This window comes from Pseudomonas sp. MT3 (assembly GCF_054720805.1).
Genome location: NZ_JBTVPY010000046.1, coordinates 1 through 3077, shown reverse-complemented (window position 1 = coordinate 3077; position 3077 = coordinate 1). Strand labels below are relative to the sequence as shown.

Annotated in this window: 4 protein-coding genes and 3 tRNA genes; all 7 read right to left on the bottom strand. The window is 59.0% G+C overall.

Going from position 1 to position 3077, the window contains the following annotated elements; genetic code table 11:
* A partial coding sequence (locus tag ACYCAX_RS26505) for a GTP-binding protein (protein ID WP_003292966.1) occupies positions 1 to 84 on the bottom strand: 84 nt, incomplete at its 3' end.
* A gap of 83 nt (positions 85 to 167) precedes the next feature.
* Positions 168 to 243 (bottom strand) — tRNA-Thr (locus ACYCAX_RS26500).
* 19 nt (positions 244 to 262) lie between these two features.
* A tRNA-Gly gene (locus ACYCAX_RS26495) sits at positions 263 to 336 on the bottom strand.
* Between the two features lie 25 nt (positions 337 to 361).
* A tRNA-Tyr gene (locus tag ACYCAX_RS26490) sits at positions 362 to 446 on the bottom strand.
* 141 nt (positions 447 to 587) lie between these two features.
* Entirely contained in the window at positions 588 to 1265 is a 678-nt protein-coding gene (locus ACYCAX_RS26485; RefSeq protein ID WP_460249207.1) for an SPOR domain-containing protein, read from the bottom strand.
* Positions 1266 to 1274: 9 nt separating this feature from the next.
* Positions 1275 to 2024 (bottom strand): pantothenate kinase, encoded by a 750-nt coding sequence (locus tag ACYCAX_RS26480; protein ID WP_015475306.1) that lies wholly within the window; start codon positions 2022 to 2024, stop codon positions 1275 to 1277.
* The gene (gene birA / locus ACYCAX_RS26475) at positions 2014 to 2958 is read right to left on the bottom strand and encodes a bifunctional biotin--[acetyl-CoA-carboxylase] ligase/biotin operon repressor BirA (protein ID WP_015475305.1); all 945 of its coding nucleotides are present in this window, start codon (positions 2956 to 2958) and stop codon (positions 2014 to 2016) included. The genes ACYCAX_RS26480 and birA overlap by 11 nt, the downstream gene beginning before the upstream one ends.
* Positions 2959 to 3077: the final 119 nt, after the last annotated feature.

Sequence of the window (3077 nt, the reverse complement as noted above, 5' to 3'; positions counted from 1 at the left end):
CAGAGTGGTTTTACCGTGGTCAACGTGACCGATGGTGCCGACGTTAACGTGCGGCTTGTTACGCTCAAACTTTTCTTTAGCCATCTTGACCGCCTCCCGTAAGGAATTGAGAAAGTCACGTCACCATTAAAACAAAGGCAGATATTTTCATATCTGCCTTTGCGAGATGGAGCTCATGAGCGGATTTGAACCGCTGACCTCACCCTTACCAAGGGTGTGCTCTACCAGCTGAGCTACATGAGCAAGACATAAGCAACAAACTTGGAGCGGGTAGCGGGAATCGAACCCGCATCATCAGCTTGGAAGGCTGAGGTTCTACCACTGAACTATACCCGCGGAGCTTGAAGCTCACGCTTGAAACTGGTGGAGGGGGAAGGATTCGAACCTTCGAAGTCTGAGACGTCAGATTTACAGTCTGATCCCTTTGGCCGCTCGGGAACCCCTCCGAGTGAGGCGGCATTCTACAGCCTGCCACCGCGTTGTCAACTGTTTTTCTTTAAAAAACTTGAGCTTAGCTCTTCGACAACAACTTCCAGTGTTCCCTCTTTTCAGGTCACCCCTGTGAAGCGGGCGCCATTCTATTCAAACTATTGAGGGCTTGCAACGCTTTTGCACGGCATCGTTTGCTTTTGCAGCTCCGGGAAATCAGCAGACAGTTGGCGCACCAGGACGTCATCCACCAGACGGTTGCTTTCCGGAGCAATCTGCACCCAGTAATCGTGCTGCGACCGCGCCAGTTCGCGAATCAGCGCGTCATAACCCGCAGTCTTCAGGCGCTCCACGACACTGTCTGCGGAGTCCTTGCGCTGGAAGATGCCCAGCGAGATGCCGTCCGTGAGATCGCCCTCGGTAATGACGTAGCTGTCGATCTTGCGCGCCTGCAACTCGCGCAACTGCCACAACGACGCCTGACGCGAGGCCAGAGGCGGCAGATACACCCAGTAATCGACACCCGCGGCAGCATCAACCGTCTCTACGGAGGCCTGCACATCCAGACTCAGCAGCCGCTGCGCCAGCATACGTGCACGCTCTTCCGCCGGAAAACTCCCCAGGAACAGACAGGCCGATGTCGGCGCCGCCGATTTTTCCTCAACCTGCCGACGCTGCGGCGCCTCAGCCGATTCACTCAGCAGACGGATATTCTTCTGTTCACCGTGGAACAGACTGAGTGGCGCAACCTCCTTGGGACGAAGCGGCGCCTGCTGCTGATGCCAGACGTAATAGAAGACATTCAAGGCCAGCAAGAAGAGAAAGAACCAACGCATCGATCAGACTCACTCTATCGGACAGGCGAGCGCCAGGCCGAGAAACACCAGATCCGGAAGCACCACGGCACGCGGGAGCTCGTCCCTTACCAGCTCGGCATCGCCGCCGGTCAAATACACCGCACACTCATCGCCCAGCAGACGACCGGCTAACTCGCATTGCTCGCGCACGAAGCCACGCAACATCAGAACGCAGCCCCGCTCCACGGCTTCAGAGGTTTCCTGGCCCGGCAACAGGTTCTGCAGAGCCTCATGAGCCGCCTCGTCGTCGTAGCGAATACGGCGCGTATGCGTCCTTAACTGGCTGCGCATCAACGGCATCCCGGGAGCGATGTAGCCCCCCATGTGGCGCCCGGATGCATCCACCAGGTCGGAGGTCACCGCCGTACCGAGATCGATCACCAGGCAACCACGACCTGCCAGGCAGTGCCCCGCCACCAATGCAAGCCAACGATCCATGCCGAGTCGCTGATACTCGTGGTATCCATTCACCACGCCACCAAGCTCCTTGGATGGGGCAGCGATCTGGACGGAGACGGGAAATACACTTTCGAGAAGACCACTCAGCGCATCGGTTTCCTGCTCACTACGCACACTCACCATACGGCAATAGCGAATCTCCAGAGCACTGCTCGCCTGCAGTTGAGCAAGCAGCGCCTGGTCGGAATCGGCAACGCCCCCCGCCACAGTTACCAGGTCGTGCTTTCTGACCACACGCCACTTGATCAGGCTATTACCGCAATCCAATTCAAGAATCATCAGACAACCTCAGGCTCAGCTCGCCTCCGCTGTAACGCTGCTCCTGCCCATCGACCAGAAGGCGCAAGGCGCCTCGCTCATCGATGCCCAACGCGCGCCCAACGATATTATTGGCAGCAGTGGACAGCGTGACCTGCCTCCCCTGCCAAAGATGAAGAGACTCCCACTCCTCGAGACTGGCGGAGAAGCCCTGCTCGCGGTGACGGGAAAGCACCAGGGAAAGCTCCGACTCCAGCGCCGCGAGCAGCGCATTGCGGTCGATCAGCACGCCCAGCGCCTCGCGCAACGAAGTCCAGGGCTGATCGATAGCCTCAGCCTTGCGCATATTCACATTGATGCCGACGCCAATCGCGACGCTGCAGATATCGGCCGGATCTCCAGTGAGTTCCAGCAATATGCCAGCGATCTTCTTGCCGCCGACCAGGACGTCGTTGGGCCACTTGAGCCCAACATCGGCAATCCCCAGAGAGCGAATGGCCCGCGCAACGGCGAGACCCACAACAAGGCTCAGTCCTTCGAGCTCTTTCGCACCGCCTCGGACGGCAATGCCCAGGGTGTAATAAAGGTTGGCGCCGAATGGACTTTCCCATTGACGCCCACGTCTGCCACGACCAGCGGTCTGGCGCTCTGCCAGAATAGCGAACGGCGCAACCGCGCCCGCGGAGAGTCGCCGCAGCACTTCGGCGTTGGTCGAGTCGGTGGAGAAGAGCACATCCAGCGGCCAGGGACCGGAGTCCTTCCTGGGTGCGATGATGCTCAGCGGCTCCTCCAGGCGATAGCCACGGCCACGCACTCTCTGCACGACCATGCCATAATCGCGCTCGAAACCCTCGAGGCGCTTCCAGACGGCACTCCGGCTCACGCCGAGCAGAGCACCGAGCTCTTCTCCCGAATGGAAGCGGCCATCGCTCAGCAATGTCAGCAAGGTCTGCATATCACCCCCGCAATATTCAGGCACGCATCATATAGAGGCATGCCGGACTTGCCTATGCAGCAAAGCGTCGGTTTTTTCCCGCGCGCAAAAGCAAAGCCCCCGACCAGCAGTGCTGATCA

Bases quoted from the DNA above. Each gene is read 5' to 3' on its own strand.
- ACYCAX_RS26485 (WP_460249207.1), bottom strand. From the start codon at position 1,265: ATGCGTTGGTTCTTTCTCTTCTTGCTGGCCTTGAATGTCTTCTATTAC.
- ACYCAX_RS26480 (WP_015475306.1), bottom strand. From the start codon at position 2,024: ATGATTCTTGAATTGGATTGCGGTAATAGCCTGATCAAGTGGCGTGTG.
- birA (WP_015475305.1), bottom strand. From the start codon at position 2,958: ATGCAGACCTTGCTGACATTGCTGAGCGATGGCCGCTTCCATTCGGGA.